17 protein-coding genes and 1 tRNA gene are annotated in these 18,562 nt (G+C 74.2%); 3 read left to right on the forward strand and 15 right to left on the reverse strand.

Annotation, left to right across the window (positions count from 1 at the left end; all coding sequences use genetic code 11):
- Positions 1–21: 21 nt before the first annotated feature.
- The 8 genes from Q6350_RS09355 to Q6350_RS09390 form a co-directional block, all read right to left on the reverse strand.
- Positions 22–1,620 carry an ABC-F family ATP-binding cassette domain-containing protein gene (locus Q6350_RS09355; protein ID WP_305065992.1) on the reverse strand — a complete coding sequence of 533 codons (1,599 nt, stop codon included), beginning with the start codon at positions 1,618–1,620 and terminating at the stop codon, positions 22–24.
- Between the two features lie 228 nt (positions 1,621–1,848).
- The gene (locus Q6350_RS09360) at positions 1,849–2,790 is read right to left on the reverse strand and encodes an SDR family oxidoreductase (RefSeq protein WP_305065993.1); all 942 of its coding nucleotides are present in this window, start codon (positions 2,788–2,790) and stop codon (positions 1,849–1,851) included.
- Positions 2,787–3,707, reverse strand: coding sequence for a bile acid:sodium symporter family protein (locus tag Q6350_RS09365; protein WP_305065994.1), 921 nt, complete (start codon positions 3,705–3,707; stop codon positions 2,787–2,789). Before Q6350_RS09365 ends, Q6350_RS09360 begins: the two co-directional genes overlap by 4 nt.
- Complete coding sequence (locus Q6350_RS09370; protein WP_305065995.1) at positions 3,704–5,062, reverse strand: NAD(P)/FAD-dependent oxidoreductase; 1,359 nt, start codon at positions 5,060–5,062, stop codon at positions 3,704–3,706. Before Q6350_RS09370 ends, Q6350_RS09365 begins: the two co-directional genes overlap by 4 nt.
- Before the next feature lie 106 nt (positions 5,063–5,168).
- A complete protein-coding gene (locus tag Q6350_RS09375; RefSeq protein ID WP_305065996.1) occupies positions 5,169–5,771 on the reverse strand; it encodes a GNAT family N-acetyltransferase in 603 nt (200 codons plus the stop codon).
- A 31-nt stretch (positions 5,772–5,802) separates the two neighbouring features.
- Complete coding sequence (locus Q6350_RS09380; protein WP_370375385.1) at positions 5,803–6,960, reverse strand: AI-2E family transporter; 1,158 nt, start codon at positions 6,958–6,960, stop codon at positions 5,803–5,805.
- 109 nt (positions 6,961–7,069) lie between these two features.
- Positions 7,070–7,237, reverse strand: a complete 168-nt coding sequence (locus Q6350_RS09385) for a hypothetical protein (protein WP_305065997.1) — start codon at positions 7,235–7,237, stop codon at positions 7,070–7,072.
- A 221-nt stretch (positions 7,238–7,458) separates the two neighbouring features.
- Positions 7,459–7,543 (reverse strand) — tRNA-Leu (locus Q6350_RS09390).
- A gap of 124 nt (positions 7,544–7,667) precedes the next feature.
- On the opposite strand from Q6350_RS09390, the gene Q6350_RS09395 reads away from it, so the two are divergent.
- From Q6350_RS09395 to Q6350_RS09405, 3 genes are all read left to right on the forward strand, one after another.
- Entirely contained in the window at positions 7,668–9,503 is a 1,836-nt protein-coding gene (locus tag Q6350_RS09395; RefSeq protein WP_305065998.1) for a glycoside hydrolase family 15 protein, read from the forward strand.
- Positions 9,504–9,512: 9 nt separating this feature from the next.
- The gene (locus Q6350_RS09400; protein WP_304604051.1) at positions 9,513–10,562 is read left to right on the forward strand and encodes a glucose 1-dehydrogenase; all 1,050 of its coding nucleotides are present in this window, start codon (positions 9,513–9,515) and stop codon (positions 10,560–10,562) included.
- 131 nt (positions 10,563–10,693) lie between these two features.
- Positions 10,694–11,527 carry a metal-dependent hydrolase gene (locus tag Q6350_RS09405; RefSeq protein WP_305065999.1) on the forward strand — a complete coding sequence of 278 codons (834 nt, stop codon included), beginning with the start codon at positions 10,694–10,696 and terminating at the stop codon, positions 11,525–11,527.
- Between the two features lie 4 nt (positions 11,528–11,531).
- Here Q6350_RS09405 and Q6350_RS09410 read toward each other — a convergent pair whose 3' ends face one another.
- The 7 genes from Q6350_RS09410 to mihF form a co-directional block, all read right to left on the reverse strand.
- On the reverse strand, positions 11,532–12,278 hold the full coding sequence (locus tag Q6350_RS09410) for an MBL fold metallo-hydrolase (RefSeq protein WP_305066000.1): 747 nt from the start codon (positions 12,276–12,278) through the stop codon (positions 11,532–11,534).
- 18 nt (positions 12,279–12,296) lie between these two features.
- On the reverse strand, positions 12,297–14,429 hold the full coding sequence (locus tag Q6350_RS09415) for a primosomal protein N' (RefSeq protein WP_305066001.1): 2,133 nt from the start codon (positions 14,427–14,429) through the stop codon (positions 12,297–12,299).
- A gap of 36 nt (positions 14,430–14,465) precedes the next feature.
- Positions 14,466–15,674, reverse strand: coding sequence for a methionine adenosyltransferase (gene metK / locus Q6350_RS09420; protein WP_304604055.1), 1,209 nt, complete (start codon positions 15,672–15,674; stop codon positions 14,466–14,468).
- Between the two features lie 74 nt (positions 15,675–15,748).
- Positions 15,749–16,984 (reverse strand): bifunctional phosphopantothenoylcysteine decarboxylase/phosphopantothenate--cysteine ligase CoaBC, encoded by a 1,236-nt coding sequence (gene coaBC / locus Q6350_RS09425; protein ID WP_304604056.1) that lies wholly within the window; start codon positions 16,982–16,984, stop codon positions 15,749–15,751.
- Between the two features lie 22 nt (positions 16,985–17,006).
- Positions 17,007–17,345, reverse strand: coding sequence for a DNA-directed RNA polymerase subunit omega (gene rpoZ, locus Q6350_RS09430; RefSeq protein ID WP_171248256.1), 339 nt, complete (start codon positions 17,343–17,345; stop codon positions 17,007–17,009).
- 75 nt (positions 17,346–17,420) lie between these two features.
- Entirely contained in the window at positions 17,421–18,077 is a 657-nt protein-coding gene (gmk, locus tag Q6350_RS09435) for a guanylate kinase (RefSeq protein ID WP_305066002.1), read from the reverse strand.
- 22 nt (positions 18,078–18,099) lie between these two features.
- Positions 18,100–18,411 (reverse strand): integration host factor, actinobacterial type, encoded by a 312-nt coding sequence (gene mihF, locus Q6350_RS09440; protein ID WP_171248254.1) that lies wholly within the window; start codon positions 18,409–18,411, stop codon positions 18,100–18,102.
- Positions 18,412–18,562: the final 151 nt, after the last annotated feature.

Raw genomic sequence — 18,562 nt, forward strand, 5'->3', positions numbered from 1 at the left:
CCTCCCCCGCGCCTCCGCCGCTCAGGAGGTCTCCGTCAGGCGGCCGTCAGACCTGAGCAGCAGCCGGGTGTCGACGCCGACCCGGTCCAGGAACGCCCGGTCGTGGCTCACCACCAGCAGCGCGCCCCGGTACGACGTCAGTGCCTGGACGAGGCGGTCGACGCTGGCCAGGTCCAGGTTGTTCGTCGGCTCGTCCAGCACGAGCAGCTGCGCGGGCGGTTCCGCGAGCAGCAGCCGGGCCAGGTGCACCCGGAACAGCTCTCCGCCGGACAGGGTGGCGACGGTGCGCTCGACCTGGGCGCCGCGCACGAGGAACCGGGCCAGCCGGGCGCGCAGCTCGCCCGGTGGGACGCCGGGGGTTCCGGTGCGCACGGCCTCCAGCACGGTGGCGCGCGGGTCCAGGCCGTCCAGGCGCTGCGGCAGGTAACCGACCCGGTCCGTGCACAGCTCACCGGCCGGGGACGGGCCGGCGAGCAGCCGCTGCAGCAGCGTCGTCTTGCCCACGCCGTTCGGCCCGGCCAGGGCGACACGCTGCGGGCCGGCGACGACGACGTCCCGGCCGTCGGACGACCCGAGCACCGCGATGCGCCGCGACGCCGGGACCTGCGGGTCCGGCAGGTCGACCGTGATGCGGTCGTCGTCACGGACCGCGCTCCGGGCGGTCTCGACGGCCGTGCGCGCCGTGCTCTCCGCGGCCGCGGCGGCCCCGCGCCGGGCGCCCTGCGACTTCTCCGCGCTGTTGCGTCGGTCGTTGATCGCCGCCTTGACGAACTTCGCGTCGGCCGCGTCCTTGCGCCCCTGACGCTGGGAGTGCGCGACCCGCTCGGCGATCTTGATCCGTTCGCGGCGTTCGCGGCGCCAGGTCTGCTCGGCGTCCCGCACCGACCGCAGGGCGGCCTCCTGCTGCACGGCGAGGTGCCGCTCGTACGCGCTGTACGGTCCGCCGAAGGTCGTCAGCGACCCGGCGCGCAGCTCGGCGGTGGCGTCGGTGAGCTCGAGGAGGTCCCGGTCGTGGGACACCACGACCAGGGCGCCGCGCCAGGTGCGCACGAGCTCGGCGAGGCGCTCCCGGGCGTGGCCGTCGAGGTTGTTGGTGGGTTCGTCGAGCAGCGCCACGTCGGGACGGCGCAGTCGCAGGCCGATGACGGCGGTGAGCACGGCCTCGCCGCCGGACAGCGCGCCGACGGCGCGGTCCAGGGCGCCGCCGGTGTGCGGAAGCCCCGCGGCCGCGAGCGCCGCCACGGCCCGCTCCTCGACGTCCCAGTCGGCCCCGACGGCGTCGAACAGCTCGGGGCGCACGTCGCCGTCGGCGATCGCCCGCACGGCGTCGAGGGCGGTCCGGAGGCCGAGGAGGTCCGCGACGGTCGCGTCGGTGTCGAGGGTGAGGCGCTGCGGCACGTAGCCCGCGGTACCGGCCACGGACACGGTCCCGGAGGACGGGGCGAGCTCGCCGGCGATCAGCCGCAGCAGCGTGGACTTGCCGGTGCCGTTGTCACCGACCAGGCCGGTGCGGCCGGTCGGGAAGGTGCCGGTGACGCCCGTCAGCGCGGGGGCGCCGTCGGGCCAGGTGAAGGTGAGGTCGCGCAGGGCGACGGCAGGGGACGGAGCAGGGGTGGGCACGGGATCTCCCGGGGGCGCGGCGGTCGTGCGCCGACGGCGGCCGTCCACCGGGAGGTGCACCGGTCCGGGTGCGGGTGGGCAGGCGTCAGCGCGAGGTCGTCGGACCGTGCGCCGTGTCGGTCACCGGCGTCCCTTCCGTCCGCCCCCTGTCACACGCGGCCTGCCCGCGGGGGCTCCCCAGCAGGCTGGCACCCGCGGGGCAGGCACCGCAACGCCTTTTCGCGCCGGTCAGGCGCGCACGCGCAACCACTGCTCGAACGCCTCGGCGCTGGTGTACCGCGGGGTGTACCCGAGCTCGGTGCGCAGCCGGGTGTTGTCCAGCACCGGGCGGTGCTGCAGGAACCCGACGCGTTCGGGCCCGTGCACGGTCAGGCGCAGCGCCCTGCCGACGCGCAGCCCGGCGGCGAGCAGCGGGGCGGGCACGTCCAGCGTCCGCTTGCCGAGCCGGTCGGCGATGTCGGCGACGGTCAGGCGTCCGTCGCCGCACACGTTGAACGCCCCGGTCGCCGTCCCGGTGGCCCCGGTGACGATCGCTCCGGTGACGTCGTCGACCCAGGCGAAGACGAACGGCCCCTCCGAGCCCCGCACGCGGATCAGCCGCGGCGCGTCCCACAGCGCGGTGATCTGGTTCGCCACCCCCGGGCCGAGGATCGTGCCGATGCGCAGGATCACCTGCTCCAGCTCCGGGTGGTCGCGCCGGTAGGTGGCGAGCAGCTCCTCCACGAGGCGCTTGTGCCGGGAGTAGGTGAACTCCTCGTTGCCCCGCAGCGGGTCGCTCTCGCGCAGCGGGACGGGGTTGTCGGCGTGGTAGCCGTAGGCGGCCCCCGAGGAGGAGATCACCACACGGCGCACTCCCCCGTCGACGCACGCCTCCAGCACGTGCCGGGTGCCGTCGACGTCGACGCGGCGCTCGGTCTCCTCGTCCAGGGTGCCGGGGTTCACGATGGCCGCGAGGTGGACCACGGTGTCGACCCGGTGCGTCGCGATCGTGTCGCGGACCGCGGCGGCGTCCGTGACGTCGAGCGTGACCGCGGTGACGCCGTCCGCCACCGTGGCGGGCGTGCGCAGGTCGGCGGAGACGACGTGCGCGACGTCGTCCCGTGCGGCGAGCGCCGCGACGGCGTGCGACCCGAGGAACCCCGAGCCGCCGGTGACCAGGACCCGCCTCATGCCGACACCTCCTGGGCCTGGCGCACGCGGGTGCGCCGCGCCCACACGGTCGCCAGCGCGAGCCCGGCGATGATGTCCCACACACCCCACCAGCCGGCCACGACGGCCATCCCGCCGATGCCGTCGAAGAACGTCATGACCAGCCCCAGCCCGAGCGCGGCGTTGCGGATGCCGACCTCGAAGGTCACGGCCTTGCGCTCGCGGACGGCGAGGCCCCCGGCGCGCGCGGCGGCGTACCCGAGCGCCAGGGCGACGGCGTCGTGCAGGAACACGGCCACCAGCACGACGCCGACCCAGGCGACGAAGACGGCGAAGTTGCCCGCGAGCGCGGCGACGACGAAGCCGACCAGGGCGAGGATGCTGACGACGTGCACGGGTCGGTGCACCCGTGCCGCGATCGCGGGCCAGCGCGTGCGCACCAGCAGCCCGAGGGCGAAGGGCACCCCGATGATGAGGACGATGTCGAGCATCATCTCCAGCGGGTCGAGGCTGACCTCGGCGAGGATGTCGCGGCCGGTGGGGTGCAGGCTGCCCCACAGGGCGATGTTGAGCGGCATGGCGACCAGGTAGAGCGCGTTGCCGACGGCGGTCAGGGACACCGACAGCGCGACGTTGCCGCCGGAGCGGTAGGTGAGGATCTGCGAGACGTTCCCCGGCGGGCAGCAGGCGACGAGGATCATGCCCAGCGCGATCGACGCCTGGACGCCGAGCAGGAGCGTCAGCAGGAAGGTCACGGCCGGCAGCAGCACGATCTGGGCGGCCAGCGCCAGGACCGCCGCGCGCGGGGCGCGGCGCAGCACCCGGAAGTCCGCCGGGGAGGTGTCCAGCGCGATACCCAGCATGATGAGGGCCAGCACGAGGCTGAGGGCGACCATCGAGCCCTCGGAGAAGTTCACGGCGACGTCGTCGATGGTCATCGGTCACCCTCCCCCGCGAGCTGGTCGGCCAGCCGGCGCACGGTGCGGCGGTAGGCGTCCTTGTTGACGTAGTAGCTCATCCGCTCCAGGCCGAGGTAGCGGTAGCCGCCGGTCAGGTCGGGCCATCGCTCGCCGACACGGCGCCGGAACGCCGCCACGCGGTCGCGGGCCGCGGTGTCGCCGTCGGCGCTCGCGGCGTCGGCGGCCAGGTAGCGCGCCACGAGCTCGGCCTGCTCGGCGCGTCCCTGCCACCCGATGCCCGAGGCCTCGAGCATCCCGACGACGAAGAGCCCGTTGAGCGACGGCGGGACGATGTTGCAGAACAGCCCGGGGGCGGTGCCCGAGCCGGGGCCGTCCCAGGCGAGGTGCTTGGGGTCCACGAACGGGTAGTCCAGCCGGTACCCGGTGGCCAGCAGCACGAGGTCGTACTCCCCGCTGGTGCCGTCGACGAAGTGCACGGTGCGGCCCTCGAAGCGGTCGATGTCGCGCCGGACCCGCAGGTCGCCCTGGCCCGCGTGCTGCAGCACGAGGGAGTTCACCACAGGGTGGGACTCGTAGATCTTGTGGTCCGGCGCCGGGAAGCCGAACCGTTGCGGGTCGCCGTTGAGCAGGGTCAGCACGCGCGAGTCCACGGCCTGCTTGATCCGCGCCGGCAGCGGCCGCCCCTGGTTGAGGGTGTCGGTGGGGCGCCCGAGCAGGTACCGCGGGACGAACCAGTAGCCGCGCCGCACCGACAGGTCGACCGACGCCGCCCGGTGCACGGCGTCGACCGCCACGTCGCAGCCGGAGTTGCCGCCGCCGACCACCAGCACCCGCTTGCCGGCGAACACCTCGGCCCGCTTGTACTCCGACGAGTGAAGCAGCTCCCCGGTGAACTCGCCGGCGAAGGTCGGCACGTTCGGCTCGGCCAGGGTGCCGTTGGCGACGACGACGTGGCTGAACCGCTCCCGCCTCGAGGCACCGTCGGGCCCGGTGGAGCAGACGTCCCACCCGGAGCGCCCGCTCGCGTCCCCGTCCCCGGGCTCGACGGCGGTGACCCGCGTGCCGAACCGGTAGTGGCGGCGCAGGTCGAAGGTGTCGGCGTAGTCGTGGAAGTAGCGCAGCAGCTCGCGGTGGCTCGGGTAGTCGACCTGCGTGGCCATCGGCAGCTCGGCGAACTCGGTGGTGGTCCGCGAGGAGATGAGGTGCGCCGACTCGTAGACGGTCGAGCGGGGGTTGTCGATGTCCCACAGACCGCCGACGTCGTCGTGGGCCTCGAACCCCGTCAGCGCGAGTCCGTGCCGGTCCAGGGCGCGGGCGGCGGCCAGGCCGGACGGTCCGGCACCGACGACCGCGACCCGTCGTGGCTGCGTCATGGCGTGAGCACTCCTTCGTGTCCCCCACGCCCGGGTGTGACGTGGGTCGCACGGGAGTGTACGGCGAGCACCGCCGCGGGTTTCCCAGCAGAGGCCCAGCGGACGCTCAGGAGGTCGCGGCCTCCTGCGGCCAGGGTTCGCTCGCCTCGCGGGGGTCCTCCGGCAGCAGCGAGGCGATCCAGTCGTCGCAGACCGTGCCGTTCCGCACGCCGTGCCGTCGCAGCAGGCCCTCGTAGCGGAACCCGAGCTTCCAGGCCACGCGCCGCGAGGCCCAGTTGCCCTCGAAGCCGCGCCACTGCAGACGCTCGAGGGCGAGCCCGGACGGGTCCAGCGCCCAGTCCGCCGCGAGACGGCCGGCCGCGGTCGTCAGCCCCCTTCCGCGGGCGTCGGGCGCGGTCCAGAAGCCGATCTCCCCGGCGTGGGCGTCACCCGGGCCGCCGGGGATCAGGCCGATGGCCATCATCCCGAGCACTGTCCCGTCGGGCTGCCCGGGGGCGCGGACGGCCCACGTGAACATGGTCTCGCGCGCCCAGCCGTCGACGACCATGCCGGTCACGAAGGTCTCGGCGTCGGCGCGGGTGTACGGCGAGGGGACGGTCGTCCATTCCGCGATCGCCGGATCGGTGCAGACGGCGGCGATGCGGTCGATGTCGGCCGAGGTCGGGACGGACAGCAGGACCTCAGGACTGTGCAGGACGAACGGTGGCATGGGCGAATCGTGTCACGCGCGACGGCGCGGGTCAGACCGCCCTGCGGCCCTCGGGCCCCGGCGCCGGGCCCGGCTCGTCGTCGCCGTCGTCGTCGGGGGGATCCGGCGACGCCATCGCCCCCGGTGGCACGGGGACGGGCCGGTCGCCGCGCAGCGTCGAGAACACCGTCCAGGCCACCGCCACCAGCGGCACGGCCACCACCGCGCCCAGCAGCCCGGCCAGCACGGTTCCCGCGAGGACGACCACCGCGACCACCACCGGGTGCAGGGCCACCTGCTTGCCCATGATGAGCGGCTGCAGCACGTGTCCCTCGAGCTGGCCGATGGCGGCGATGCCGAGCGTGACGATCAGCGCTGTGATGAATCCCTCGGCGGCGAGGGCGACGACGGCGGCGATGATCATCGCCAGCGGCGCCCCGATGAGCGGGATGAACGCGCCGATGAACACGAGCACCGCCAGCGGTGCGGCCAGCGGCACCCCGAGGATCATCAGGAGGACGAAGGCGAGGATGCCGTCGATGAACGCGATGATGACGGTGCCGCGGGCGAAGCCCGAGAAGGTGTACCAGCCGGCACCGGCCGCCTCGACCCACCGCCGGCGGTGCTCGGCGGGCACCTGGTGCAGGAACCAGTGCCACATCTGCTCGCCCGAGTAGACGAAGAACACGGTCAGGAAGATCGCCAGCGCGGCGACCATGAACCCCTCGAGCACGGACCCGGCGCTCTCGGCGGCCTGCCCGACGAGGTTCTCCGCGTTGTCCGCCACCCACTGCTGCCCGGAGTCCAGCCACTCCTGGAGCTGGCCGGCGCTGATCGACAGGCCGAAGAGCCCCGTCTCGAGGAAGTCGAGGATCTGCTGCACACCGGTCTCGAACTGCCCGCCGAGCTCGGTCCACTGCCCGGCCACCGACGCCACGACGTAGGCGATCAGACCGCCGAACACCACGACCCCGCTGAGCAGCGCGAGCGCCGTGGCCAGCGCGCGGGGCATCACCTTCTGGTACAGGTCGGTCAGCGGGCTGAACACCGAGGTGAGCACGAGCGCCAGGAAGATCGCGAAGAACACGAACTGCACCTGGGCCGTGGCGTACACCACGAGCGCGACGGCCACCACGAGCATGACCAGCCGCCACGACCAGCCGGCCGCGCTGCGCAGCCACTGCGGGACGTTCTCCCTGGCCTCCGCCACGACGCTCCCTCCACCTCGGACGAGACCAGTGTGCTGCGCCGACGTGCTGGGTGCACGAGGACCCGCCGTCCCGGCGCACGTCCGCGGGCCGGGACGCCCGGACGATGCGTCAGTCCTCGGTGGTGCTGGTCGCCTCGGTGCGGAGTCTCCTGAGCTCGACGAGCGCCGCGTCGATCGTCGCTTGCAGCTCGGCCACGGCGGCGTCCGCCGCTCTCGCCCGGTCAGAGGCCTCGGCAGCCTGCCGCGAGCGGTCGCTCCGCGTGTCCTGAGATTCCACGTCGCTCTCCGTCGTCAACTCGATGAGTTCGTCCCACGTCATGCCGGACGTGCCGGCACGCAGCCGGGCGGGCAGCCCCTACCCACCCACGAGTGGTGGTGGGACTCGCGCACCTCATCGTGGAGGAGAGCCCGACGCTCCTCGGTGATACGTCGGCCCGAGAACGACGAAGGCCCCCGGTCGTGGAACCGGGGGCCTTCGACGTCGCTGTCTCAAACGAGTGTCCGGAGGGGGACTTGAACCCCCACGCCCTATAACGGGCACTAGCACCTCAAGCTAGCGCGTCTGCCATTCCGCCACCCGGACGAGTGGACCGTCCCGGAGCTCCTGCTCCGTTCCGGCGCGGTAAGAAAGATAGCACGGCGAGGCCCCTGACCTGCAAACCGTCGAGCCGTGGCGCAGGTCACGCCGCTGCCCTAGCGTGAAGCGGGTGGCGCTGCGCATCGAGGACTACGGCATCGTCGGCGACCTGCAGACGGTCGCCCTCGTCGGGCGCGACGGCAGCGTCGACTGGCTCTGCCTGCCGGACATCGACTCCCCGGCCTGCCTGGCGGCCCTGCTGGGGGACGACTCGCACGGGTCGTGGCGCGTCGCTCCCGCCGGCGCCGGGACGTGCACGCGGCGCCGCTACCGCGGCGAGACCCTGGTGCTCGAGACGGAGTGGGAGACGCCCGACGGCCACGTCCGGGTGACGGACCTCATGCCGCCGCGTGGACGCACCCCCGACATGGTCCGGATCGTCGAGGGCGTCAGCGGCCGCGTCGCCGTCGAGAGCGTCCTGCGCCCACGGTTCGACTACGGGGCCGTCGTCCCCTGGGTCACCGAGTCGCCGAGCGTCCTGGGTACCGAGCGCAGCGGCACGGTCTGCGCGGTCGCGGGCCCCGACGCGCTGAACCTCGCCGCGACCGTTCCGCACACCGTCTCGGGCGAGACGATCGGCTCCCGCTTCGAGGTGTCCGCCGGCGACCGCGTCTCCTTCGTGCTCAGCTACCACCGCTCCTACGACCCCGTCCCCGAGCCGGTTGACGCCGAGGAGGCCCTGTCCGACACCCTGGAGTACTGGCGCGACTGGGTCGGCCGCACCCGGTACGAGGGCCGGTACGGCGACGCCGTGCGGCGGTCGCTCATCACGCTCAAGTCGCTCACCTACGCCCCGACCGGGGCGATCGCCGCGGCGGCCACGACGTCGCTGCCCGAGCAGCTCGGCGGTGTCCGCAACTGGGACTACCGGTACTGCTGGCTGCGCGACGCCGCGTTCACCCTGCTGGCCCTGCTCAGCACCGGCCATCGGGAGGAGGCCAAGGCCTGGCGCGAGTGGCTGCTGCGCTCGGTGGCGGGCGACCCGGCGGATCTGCGGATCATGTACGGCCTCGACGGCCGGCGCCGGCTCCCGGAGACCACGCTCGACTGGCTGCCGGGGTACGAGGGCAGCACCCCGGTCCGCGTGGGCAACGGCGCCGCCGACCAGCTCCAGCTCGACGTCTGGGGCGAGGCCCTCGTCGGCCTGAGCCTGACCCGGTCGAACGGGATCGCCGAGGACGAGGACACGTGGCGGCTGCAACGGTCCCTGCTCGACCACCTGGAGGGTCACTGGGACGACGTGGACAACGGTCTGTGGGAGGTGCGCGGACCGCAGCGGGCGTTCGTGCACTCGCGCGTCATGGCCTGGGCCGGTGTCTCCGCCATGATCCGCGGCGTCGAGCGGTTCGGCCTCGACGGACCGGTCGACCGGTGGCGGAGGCTGCGCGAGTCGATCCGCACCGACGTGCTCACCCACGGCTACGACGCCGAGCGGAACACCTTCACCCAGTTCTACGGGTCCCGCGGTCTCGACGCGGCCCTGTTGCTCATTCCCCGAGTGGGCTTCCTGCCGTGGTCGGACCACCGGGTGATCGGCACGGTCGACGCCGTGCAGCGTGAGCTCGGTCGGGACGGCCTGCTGCTGCGGTACCGCCAGGACGCCGACGGCGTCGACGGGTTGGCGGGCACCGAGGGCACGTTCCTGATCGCCAGCTTCTGGCTCGTCGACGCCCTGCACGCGATCGGCCGCGACGCCGAGTCGCACGCGCTGTTCGAGCGGCTGCTCGGTCTGCGCAACGACCTCGGGCTGCTGGCGGAGGAGTTCGACGTCACCGCGGGCCGTCAGCTCGGCAACGTCCCGCAGGCGTTCAGCCACCTCGGCGTCGTGAACTCCGCGCGCATCCTGTCCGGCATCCGGGGCGCCGGCACCGACATGACCGGCATGCCCGAGCATCCCACCGACTGAGGAGCACGCGTGAGAGCACTGACCATCGTCCCCGGGCAGGCCGACTCCCTGGCCGTCACCGACGTGGCCGACCCTGTCGCCGGTCCGGACGAGCTGCTGGTCGACGGCGTGGCGGTCGGGATCTGCGGCACGGACCACGAGATCGCCCGCGGCGAGCACGGCGCCCCACCGCCCGGCCAGGAGCGGCTCGTGCTCGGTCACGAGTCCCTGGGACGGGTCCGCGAGGCGCCGGACGACTCCGGGTTCTCCCCCGGCGACCTCGTGGTCGGGGTCGTCCGCCGTCCCGACCCGGTGCCCTGCGGCGCCTGCGCCCACGGCGAGTGGGACATGTGCCGCAACGGGCTGTTCACCGAGCACGGGATCAAGGAGGTCGACGGCTTCGCCGCCGAGCGGTGGACGGTCGCGGCGGACCGCGCCGTGCGCCTCGACCCCGACCTGGCCGACGTGGGCGTGCTCCTCGAGCCCACGACCGTCGTGACCAAGGCCTGGGAGCAGGTGGACCGGATCGGCGCGCGCTCGTGGTTCGACCCGCAGCGGGTGCTCGTGACGGGCGCCGGGCCGATCGGCCTGCTCGCCGCCCTGGTCGGAGCCCGGCGCGGGCTCGACGTGCACGTCCTCGACCGCGCGACCGACGGCCCGAAACCCGGCCTCGTGCGCGACCTCGGGGCGACCTACCACCACGACGACCCGACCGCCGTGGCCGACCGGGTCGAGCCGGACGTGATCGTCGAGTGCACCGGCGCACCCGCCGTCGTCATGGACACCGTCACGTCCACGCGGCCCTACGGCATCACGGTCCTGACCGGCATCTCCTCCGCGGGTCACCAGGTGCCCGTCGACGCCGGCGCCGCCAACCGGTCCGTCGTGCTGGAGAACGACGTCGTCGTGGGCTCCGTGAACGCCAACCTCCGGCACTACCGCGCCGCGGCCGAGGCCCTGGCCGGGGCCGACCGCGACTGGCTGGCGCGCCTCGTCACCCGGCGTCTGCCCCTGGACCGCGCGGTCGAGGCCCTCACGCCGCAGGACGACGACGTCAAGGTCGTCGTCGACCTCGCCTGACCTGGGCGCGCGTCGACCATCGCGCCGGCAGCGCCCGGCTCTGCGGTGCTCGCGAGGGAGGTGTAGCGTTCCGTCCGACCCCGACCAAACGGTCATCAAGGGGCACACCGGACGAAGGAGGACGACGCACCATGATGGGTGGGCACCACGCCGCCTCCGGGGCAGCCGCCTGGGTGGCGGTCACGGCCTCGACCCCGATCGCCTTCGGGTGGTACCCGGTGTCCGACGTCGGCGTGATGACCGGTGCCCTGGTCTGCGCCGGGGCGGCCCTGCTGCCGGACGCCGACCACCACAACGGCACCATCTCGCACTCGTTGCCGCCGCTGTCGGAGGCGCTGACGAAGTTCGTCTGCACCATCTCCGGCGGCCACCGCAACGGCACCCACTCGATCCTGGGGATCGCGGTCTTCACGCTCATCGCGTGGGCGATGAGCTTCCTGACGATCAGCACCGAGACGTTCGGCGAGGTGCTGATCGGCCCCGGCATCATGGCCGTGCTGCTCGTCGCCTTCGCCCTCCGAGCCCTGCACCTGACGGGGCGCCGACGCTGGTGGACCTGGACGTCGTCCATCTCCCTCGCCCTGTTCATCGCGGTGTTCGCCCCCGAGGAGTGGTACTGGATGCCGTTCTGCGTGGGCCTCGGCGCCACGGTGCACATCCTCGGCGACCTGGTCACCACCCAGGGGGTCCCGTTGCTGTGGCCGATCCGCTTCGGCTCGCCCCGATGGGTGCGCCGGCACCGGTGGCTCCCGCTGGATGACATGTGGGGCCGCACCGGCAACATCGCCGTGCCGGTGCTCGGGGACGCCGGCTCCTGGCGCGAGTGGCTCGTCATGACCCCGGTCAGCGTCTACGCCGTCGTGGGCGTCGCCTGGGCCGTGCTCTCCCAGATGGGGTTCGACGCCACCGGCGCCTGGAACGACGGCACCGCGCTGCTGACCTCCGCGGTGGCGTCGCTGGGCTGAGCGCTCAGCGCGCGGCCTCCCGGGGGTCGTCCGGGTCGCGCCCGGCCAGCAGCGCGTCGACGTACCGGCGGTCGGCGTCGAGCCGGGTGCGCGCGTGCCGGGTGGGCGTCCCGTGCCCGGGCACGACGACCTCGGCCCGCGCCACGTACGGGGCCAGCCGTTCGAGCCCCTCGCGGTAGCCGACCAGGTCGGTGTCTCCGGAGATCTCGTCCGCGGGCAGCGGCGGCTCGACGTCGGACAGCATGTCCCCCGCGACCAGGACGCGGGCGTCCGGCAGCCACAGCGCCACGTGCCCCGGGGCGTGCGCGTCGTGCACGACGAGCTCGGAGCGCGGCAGCTCACCGTCCGGGTCGGGCACGCGGTCACCCGGCAGCGCGGCCACGGCGGCGAAGAGCTCCAGCACGGCCTCCCGCCGGCCCTCGGACCGGACCACGGCGTCCAGGACGTCCCGGTGGCTCCGCACGACCTCCGTCGCCCGCGACGACGCCCACCGCGGCCCCGCCCCGAACCGCGGGTGCCAGAGCAGATGGTCGTGGTGCGCGTGCGTCGACAGCCCGGCGGCCACCCGCACCTGCCGCGCGACCAGCTCGGCGGCGATCCCCTCCAGCTCGTCGTCGTCCCAGGCCGGGTCCACGAGCAGGGCGGGACGCCGCCCGGTCGCGCGCCGCGGCCCGAGGGCGAGGACCGACGTCGTGACGTCGCGCCGGCTGGTGCGGACCAGCACGTCCGGGGCCACGGCGCGGAAGGTCATGCCCGCACGCTAGCGCCCCTAGAGCATCTCCTGCGGGTCGACCTGCACCCGCACCCGGCCGCCTTCGCGGCGGGCCGACCGCACGGCCGTCGACGCGCGGAGCTGGGCCGCGAGCTCCGCGCCGTCGGCGAGGGGCACGCGCACGACGACGCGCACCCGCGCCTCGAGCCGGTCGTCGGCGGGCAGCTCGACCGGGCCGAGGACGGTCTCGGGCGTGGCGAGCGCGACGCGGTCGACGACGGCGCGTACGGCGTCGGCGTCCCCCGTCACCGCCGCCACGCGGACCGCGGGCGGCAGGTCGAGCTCGCGACGCTCGTCCAGCTCCCGCTCGGCCAGCCCGGCCGGGTCGAAGCGGACCAGCGCGCCGGTCGGTGCCGGCGCGGCGTCCCCCACGAGGAGTACCTGCCCGTCCGGACCGGGCCGCACGAGCGCGGCCGCCGCGATCCACCGGTGCAGGGCACGCGTGGCCATCGCGAGGTCGGTACCGGCGGTGGCCGTCGCGGCGTCGAGCAGCAGCGCGGCCGCGTAGCCGTTCTCGGCCACCGGCTCGGCACCCGGGGTGGCCACTACCAGGGCGGGACGCTCCTCGACGTGGTCGAGGATCCCGCCGGGCGCCGAGGAGGCCGAGACCCGCACCGGCACCCCGGCGAAGGCTCGTCCGAGCTCCTCGGCGGTGCGTTCGGACCCCACCCGCACGGCGCGCACGCGGTCGTGGCCGCACTCGTCGCAGCGCCAGGTGCCGGCGAGCCGGCCGCACCAGGTGCACTGCGGGGTGGCGCGCGCACCCCGCAGCCCGAGAGGGCCGTGGCAGTGGGTGCAGCGTGCGGCCGTCCGGCAGGCGGCGCACGCCACGACCGGCAGGTAGCCGGTCCGCGGCACCTGGACGAGCACGGGTCCCCGCTCCAGAGCAGACCGAGCGGTCCGCCACGCGGCCGTCGGCAGGCGTGCGGCCGCCCCCGGCCCCTCGGACGCCAGCTCGACCGACGTCAGCGCGCGCACCCGCGGCGCCCGGGCCCGCACGACGTCGCGCGACGCCGCGATCTCGGCGGCCCAGCCGCGCGCGAGCATCGCCTGGGCCTGCACCGTGCGGCCCGGGGAACCGAGCAGGAACCCCGCACCCTCCGCTTCGGAGCGCATCGCCAGCACCTCGCGGGCGGCCGGGTACGGGGCGTGCGGTTCGTCGAGGGTCTCCTCGCCGTCGCCCCACAGCACGACCAGCCCCAGGTCGGGCACGGGGGCGAACATCGCGGCCCGGGTCCCGACCACCACCGAGGCCAGTCCGTGCCGGGCGTGCAAGAAGGACCGGTAGCGGGGCGCCGGACCGTCCTCGGCCTGCAGCGTCCGGACGTCGGCGACCCCGGCGGCCTCGAGCGCGGCGCGGATCCTGTCGACGTCCCGGGCGTCCGGGGCGACGACGAGCGCCCGCCGGCCGCCGGCCAGCGCCGCCCGTACCGCACCGGCGATCGCGGCGGCCCAGTGCGGCACGCGGGCCGCCGTCTCCTCGCCCGCGGGTGGCTGGAGCCCCGGCAGCGGCGTCCAGACGGCCCGGGGCGCCTGGCCGCCCAGAAGGTGACGGCAGAACGCCTCGCCCGACCGGTACGGTGCCCAGACGCCGGGCCAGCCCTCCCCCGCAGGGGCGGACGGCGGCGGGACGACCCCGTCGTGCGTCCGGTCGTCCAGGTCGGCGAGCTGCGCGAGCACCTCCGCCTCGACCCGCGCGTGGCGCGGGGGGACGGCCAGCCGCAGCACGTCCGGGACGGTCCCCGCGTAGCGGGCCGCGACCCGACGCGCCAGGTCCAGCACCGCCGGGCTCAGGACCGGATCCGCGGAGACGACCCGCCGCAGCGGTTGCAGGCGCCCCTCGTGGTCCGAGGTCGCCGAGCGCGCGACGACGAACCCGGCGACGTCCTGCGGCCCGAACCGGGCCCGGACGCGCACCCCGGGCACGGCGTCATCGGCCATCGCCGCCGGGACCAGGTAGTCGTACTCGCGGTCCAGGTGCGGTGGGGACAGGTCCAGGACCACGCGGGCGACGGGGTCCACCGCGGCGGGCTCGCTGCCGGGCTTGCGCCCCGTCCGGCGCCGCGGGGCGGCCGGGACGTCGTCGAGCCCGAGCAGGGCGGGCTGCTCGGGCTCGTCTGGGGTGGTCACAGGGCTATGCCACCACGAGCCACCGACGTCGTGCGCTCAGCGCACGGCGGCACGCAGCTCCTCCACCCGATCGGTGCGCTCCCAGGTGAACTCCTCGAGCTCACGCCCGAAGTGGCCGTAGGCGGCGGTCGCCGCGTAGATGGGCCGCAGCAGGTCGAGGTCGTGGATGATCGCCGCCGGGCGCAGGTCGAACACGGCACGGATCGCGGCCTCGATACGCACCGGGTCCACGGTCTCGGTCCCGAACGTCTCGACGTAGAGCCCCACCGGGTGCGCCTTGCCGATGGCGTAGGCCACCTGCACCTCGCAGCGGCGGGCCAACCCGGCCGCGACGACGTTCTTGGCCACCCAGCGCATCGCGTAGGCGGCCGACCGGTCGACCTTCGAGGGGTCCTTGCCGGAGAACGCCCCGCCGCCGTGCCGGGCCATCCCGCCGTAGGTGTCGACGATGATCTTGCGGCCCGTCAGCCCCGCGTCGCCCTGGGGGCCGCCGATGACGAACTGCCCGGTCGGGTTGACGAGCACCCGCACCTCGTCGGTCCGGATGCCGGCGGAACCCGCCACCTGCGCCACGACCGGGTCGATGACGTGGGCGCGCACCTCGGTGGCGAGCTTGTCCTGCTCGAGGTCGGCGTCGTGCTGGGTGGACAGCACCACCGTGTCCAGGCTCACGGGGCGGTCGCCGTCGTAGCCGACGGTCACCTGCGTCTTGCCGTCCGGTCGCAGCCCGGCGACCTCGCCGGTGCGGCGCACCTCGGCCAGCCGCTCGGCCAACCGGTGCGCGAGGAAGACGGGCAGCGGCATCAGCGACGGGGTCTCGTCGGTCGCGTAGCCGAACATCAGACCCTGGTCGCCCGCGCCCTGTGCGTCGTAGGGGTCGAGGTCGTCGGCGTTGGTCCGACGCTCGAGCGCCGTGTCGACACCCTGGGCGATGTCGGGCGACTGCTGGCCGATGGAGACCGACACGCCGCAGGAGTCGCCGTCGAACCCGATGGACGACGAGGTGTAGCCGATCCCCCGCACGACCTCGCGCACGATCTGCGGGATCTCCACGTAGGCCTCGGTGGTGACCTCGCCGGCCACGTGCACCAGCCCCGTGGTGACCATGGTCTCCACCGCGACGCGCGAACGCGGGTCCTGGGCGAGCAGCGCGTCGAGGATGGCGTCCGAGATCTGGTCGCACACCTTGTCCGGGTGCCCTTCGGTCACGGACTCGGACGTGAACAGGCGCAGCGCTTCGGTCATGGGATCAGCCTACGGTTCACCGGGGCCGGACGACGCCATGTGAGCACTCCGGTCGCTCACATGCTGAGACAATCTCACGATGCGGTCATCCGGGCGACGGCGGCGTCCCAGATCGCGTCCGCCACCTCCCGCTTCGAGCCCGCGGCCTTCGCCACCGTCTCACCGTGCTCGTCGAGCAGCGTGACCTCGTTGACCTCGGTGCCGAACCCGAGCGCCTCGCCGACGGCGTTGACGGCCAGCAGGTCGGCACCCTTGCGGCGCGCCTTGGCGCGGCCGTGCTCGAGCACACCGCCCGTCTCGTCACCCGTCTCGGCGGCGAACCCGACGACGACCTGTCCCGCGCGCAGCCGCTCGGCGGCCAGCTCCGCCAGCACGTCGGGGTTCTCGACCAGCTCGATCGACGGCGGCGCCTGCCCGGCGACCTTCTTGATCTTGGCCTCGGTGGCGGCCACCGGCCGGAAGTCCGCGACCGCGGCGGCCATGACGACGGCGTCGGCGCCGACCGCTGCCCGGCGGACCGCCGTCCGCAGCTCGGCGGTGGTCGAGACCGGCACGACCTCCACGCCGGCGGCCACCAACGGGTCGGTCAGGTCCGCGGCGACGTGGGCCGCGACGAGCGTCACCCGGGCACCGCGGGCCCGGGCGGCTGCGGCCAGGGCGGCACCCTGGCGACCGCTGGACCGGTTGCCGACGAACCGCACGGGGTCGATCGGCTCCCGGGTACCCCCGGCCGACACGACGACGGACCGGCCGGTCAGGTCCTGGTCGGTGACCGGCTCGGCGGGACCGGCCGCCACCGCCAGTGCCACCCGGGCGATCTCCTCGGGGTCGGGCAGCCGACCGGGACCGGTGTCCTTGCCGGTCAGACGGCCCGACGCGGGCTCGATGACGTGGACCCCCCGGTCGCGCAACGTCGCGACGTTGGCCCGGGTGGCCGCGTGCTCCCACATCTCGGTGTGCATCGCCGGGGCCATGACGACCGGGCACCGCGCGGCGAGCAGGCTCGAGGTGAGCAGGTCGTCCGCGCGTCCCGTCGCGGCCCGCGCCAGCAGGTCCGCCGTGGCCGGAGCGACGATCACGAGGTCGGCACCCTGCCCGAGCGCCACGTGCTGGACGTTCTCGACGTCGTCGAACACCTCGGCGCTCACCGGCTCGCCCGACAACGCCTCGAAGGTGGGCGCGCCGACGAACCGCAGCGCCGCCGCGGTGGGCACGACCCGCACCGCGTGGCCCTGCTCGCGCAGCAGGCGCAGCAGCAGCACCGCCTTGTAGGCGGCGATACCGCCGGAGACCCCGAGCAGAATCCTCATCGACGACGCCCGCGCACTCGGCTCAGACGATCTCGTCGTCGCCCACGGCGTGCTCGGACTCGGCCGTCGGGTCGGCCGGCGTCGAGGCGGACTCGGTCGGCTCCGGGGCCGGCTCGGCGGTCAGGAGCCCCTGGTTGATCTCGCGCATCGCGATCGACAGCGGCTTCTCCTGGTTGCGGGCCTCGACGAGCGGGCCGACGTTCTCCAGGAGCCCCTCGTTGAGCTGGGCGTAGTAGGCGTTGATCTGACGCGCCCGCTTGGCCGCGTAGAGCACCAGCCCGTACTTGGACTCGCTGTGCTGCAGCAGGTCGTCGATGGGCGGGTCGGTGATGCCGATCGGCTGCGGCGTCGTTCCTGCCATGTGTCTCACTCCAAGCAGAGGTCGGGGCCGGTGGCGAGCGCCACCGGTGGAAGATCAGGGGTTCGGCTGGCCAGTCTACCGTCCGCCGTGCGAGGGCTCGGGGCGGCGTTCCTCACCGTCGGCCCCGGGGACGCCCAGCAGTCCCGCGAGCTCGTCCGTGGCGCGCGTCACGTCGTCGTTGACGATGGTCACGTCGAACTCGGGCTCGGCCGCCATCTCCACCTCGGCGGTGGCCAGCCGGCGCGCGCGTTCCTCGGCGTCCTCCGTGCCGCGTCCCACGAGGCGCCGGACCAGCTCCTCGGTGCTCGGCGGGGACAGGAACACGAACTGGGCGTCCAGGGCGCTGTCCCGCACCGCCTCCCGCACCTGGCGGGCTCCCTGCAGGTCGATCTCGAGCAGCGTCGGACGGCCGGCGGCCAGGTGCTCCTCGACCGGGCCGCGCGGGGTGCCGTACCGATGGCGGCCGTGCACGACCGCCCACTCCAGCATCTCCCCCTCCGCGACCATCCGGTCGAACTCCTCGGGCGTGACGAAGAGGTAGTGCACGCCGTGCACCTCACCGGGGCGGGGTGACCGGGTCGTGGCGGACACGGACAGCCACACCTCGGGGTACCGGGCGCGGATGTCCGCCGACACGGTTCCCTTGCCGACGGCGGTCGGCCCGGCGAGCACGGTCAGCCGTGCCGGGCCTCGCGCATCGTCGGGGACGACGGTGTCTCGGGGTGCCGGCACGGCGGCGGATGGTGCGGAAATCTCAGCCAAACCTCTCGATCAGCGCCTGGGACTGGTGCGGTCCGAGACCGCGGACCCGGCGGGTCTCGGCGATCCCGATCTCTTCCATGATCGCCCGGGCCTTCACCTTACCGACTCCGGGGAGCGACTCGAGCAGGGAGACGACCTTGAGCTTGCCCACGACGTCGTCCTTCTGACCCTGCTCGATCACCTCCTTGAGCGACCCCTGGGAGTACTTCAGACGGTTCTTGATCTCGGCGCGCACCCGGCGCGCCTCGGCTGCCTTCTCGAGGGCCGCCGCACGCTGTTCCGGGGTGAGGGGAGGGAGGGCCACGCAAGTCACCTACTCAGTCGGACCGACAGGGAGTACTGCTCCCTCGAAAGTAGCCACGACCTGCGGGAGCGGCAATCGCTGGGGGCCCCTGTGGGAAAACCCACGCCGGCCGACCGTCGACATTCGTCCCGAACCGCATCCAACCGGACGC

The organism is Isoptericola sp. b515 (assembly GCF_030588125.1).
Taxonomy (GTDB): domain Bacteria; phylum Actinomycetota; class Actinomycetes; order Actinomycetales; family Cellulomonadaceae; genus Isoptericola; species Isoptericola sediminis.

What these genes read in the sequence shown, in the direction of transcription:
- Q6350_RS09370 (WP_305065995.1), bottom strand. Translation starts at nt 5,062, where the DNA reads ATGACGCAGCCACGACGGGTCGCGGTCGTCGGTGCCGGACCGTCCGGC.
- Q6350_RS09405 (WP_305065999.1), top strand. Translation starts at nt 10,694, where the DNA reads ATGATGGGTGGGCACCACGCCGCCTCCGGGGCAGCCGCCTGGGTGGCG.
- Q6350_RS09410 (WP_305066000.1), bottom strand. Translation starts at nt 12,278, where the DNA reads ATGACCTTCCGCGCCGTGGCCCCGGACGTGCTGGTCCGCACCAGCCGG.
- coaBC (WP_304604056.1), bottom strand. Translation starts at nt 16,984, where the DNA reads ATGAGGATTCTGCTCGGGGTCTCCGGCGGTATCGCCGCCTACAAGGCG.
- Q6350_RS09365 (WP_305065994.1), bottom strand. Translation starts at nt 3,707, where the DNA reads ATGACCATCGACGACGTCGCCGTGAACTTCTCCGAGGGCTCGATGGTC.
- rpoZ (WP_171248256.1), bottom strand. Translation starts at nt 17,345, where the DNA reads ATGGCAGGAACGACGCCGCAGCCGATCGGCATCACCGACCCGCCCATC.
- Q6350_RS09360 (WP_305065993.1), bottom strand. Translation starts at nt 2,790, where the DNA reads ATGAGGCGGGTCCTGGTCACCGGCGGCTCGGGGTTCCTCGGGTCGCAC.
- metK (WP_304604055.1), bottom strand. Translation starts at nt 15,674, where the DNA reads ATGACCGAAGCGCTGCGCCTGTTCACGTCCGAGTCCGTGACCGAAGGG.
- Q6350_RS09375 (WP_305065996.1), bottom strand. Translation starts at nt 5,771, where the DNA reads ATGCCACCGTTCGTCCTGCACAGTCCTGAGGTCCTGCTGTCCGTCCCG.